Annotated in this window: 2 protein-coding genes and 1 pseudogene; 1 reads left to right on the top strand and 2 read right to left on the bottom strand. The window is 62.6% G+C overall.

Translation table 11 applies throughout. The annotated features are described in order from the left end of the window. A pseudogene (locus tag EN780_RS33815) lies at positions 1-235 on the bottom strand (hypothetical protein); the annotation flags it as partial. A gap of 192 nt (positions 236-427) precedes the next feature. On the opposite strand from EN780_RS33815, the gene EN780_RS33810 reads away from it, so the two are divergent. Continuing rightward, positions 428-994, top strand: coding sequence for a hypothetical protein (locus EN780_RS33810; RefSeq protein WP_128276420.1), 567 nt, complete (start codon positions 428-430; stop codon positions 992-994). A gap of 29 nt (positions 995-1,023) precedes the next feature. On the opposite strand, the gene EN780_RS33805 is transcribed toward EN780_RS33810, so the two are convergent. Then, on the bottom strand, positions 1,024-1,596 hold a 573-nt coding region (locus EN780_RS33805; RefSeq protein WP_189556970.1), incomplete at its 5' end, for a substrate-binding domain-containing protein.

The raw sequence follows: 1,596 nt of genomic DNA, 5'->3' as shown, positions 1-1,596 counted from the left end.
GGGCGATGTAGCAGGCGTCGTGGACCTGGCAAGCGGCGTCGAGGCGGCCGACCGGCCGCAGCGACAGATCGCCGGAGCGGGTCCCCGGCCCGCAATAATTGCCGAAGACGAAAGCCGAGGGGCGCGCCATCGCAGTGCGGATCGGCTTCGGAAGTTCAGCCTCCGGCACTTTCGTCCACGGGTTGGCGCAAGCCGAGAGGAAGGCCAGCGGCAGGATGGCAAGAACGGCTCGCATTTTATCCGCGCCAGCTTTCTGAATGACTTTCCCACGCGGGCTATCGTTCCCGCGCCGACGGCCGCGTGCCTGATGCCACACTGGCCGGTTTTGTGGCAAGTAAAAGGCCGCGTGTATCGCCCGATTGTGATATGCCGCCTTGTCCCATCCACCCGGGCATAGTTCCCGTCTTGGCATTTCGCGAGCATCGTGATGCGTTTCTGCTTTCTGACTACCAGTGTTGGATTTCTGTTCTACGCCTCCGTGGTCAGCGCCGCGGACAAGACCGTCCACGACCAGCAGAACGGGTTTTCTCTGACCTTTCCAGAGGAATGGATCAACGAGCCGCTCTCCGAAGAAGAGATACGGCTGAGCGTGAAATTTGCCGATCTCATCTGCATGGTATCCGCTTCATTTTACGATCAATCGGCACCGGGCTCGCCGTCCGATACGGGCAAATTCATGGAGGGCTGGTCGATGAATAATTGGGAAAAGACAATAGGCACCTCATTCAGCACAGCCGATTTCAGCAATGACAGCCTTGCAAGGTTTCCCGACGGCTACCCCGTCCGCCTGGCCGACGTGGACTTCACGGTTCTCAGCGGGAATGCCACCTTTTATGGCCATTCCAGGTTCGCGTTCTCCGTCCGGGGCGCGCGCTACGGTTATGTGAACTGCGGCGAGATGGGCGAGAGCGCCGAGCAGGTGGCGCGGATGTGGGCGCCGCTGGCGGACAAGGCTGAACGAGTGGTGAATTCGTTCATTCTCGACACGCCTTGAAACACGAACTGCGTTGCAGGCTTGTGAAATCAGCTAAACAGGCCGCGCTCCCGCTCCACCGCCCTGTTGATGAAATTGGCGACGAGCTGGACGCGACGCAGCGGCCTCACCGATTCGTGATAAACCAGCCAGTAGGCGCGGCGGATGGGCGCCACGATATCGACGGCGACCAGCTCCGGCATCGAGCGGGCGACGAAAGTGTGCAGGATGCCGATGCCGGCGCCCGAGCGCACCGCCTCGGCCTGGCCGAGCGCCGAGGAGATGGCGAAGCTGGTTCGCCAGTCGGCGCTGAACTCGGCGGCATAATCGAGCGATGGGCTGACGATGAGGTCCGGCACATAGCCGATCAGCGTGTGCCGGCCGAGCTCGGCCGCTGTCGCCGGCAGGCCATTGGCTTCGGCATAGGCGCGCGAGGCGAACAGGCCGAGCGTGTAGTCGACCAGCTTTCCCGCCACCAGCCGGCCTTCGGTCGGGCGTTCCACGGTAATGGCGATGTCAGCTTCGCGCCGAGACAGCGAAAACGAGCGCGGCACCGGCACAAGCTGGATGGTGAGCTCGCGGAGGAGGGCGGTCAGTTCTCCCAGCCGTTTTGCCAGGAAGGC

It is taken from the genome of Mesorhizobium sp. M4B.F.Ca.ET.089.01.1.1 (assembly GCF_004022605.1).
Classification (GTDB): Bacteria; Pseudomonadota; Alphaproteobacteria; order Rhizobiales; family Rhizobiaceae; genus Mesorhizobium; species Mesorhizobium abyssinicae.
Note: the sequence above shows the minus strand (reverse complement) of the source record. Positions and strands in the feature narration are given on the sequence as shown.

Bases quoted from the DNA above. Each gene is read 5' to 3' on its own strand.
- EN780_RS33810 (WP_128276420.1), top strand. From the start codon at position 428: ATGCGTTTCTGCTTTCTGACTACCAGTGTTGGATTTCTGTTCTACGCC.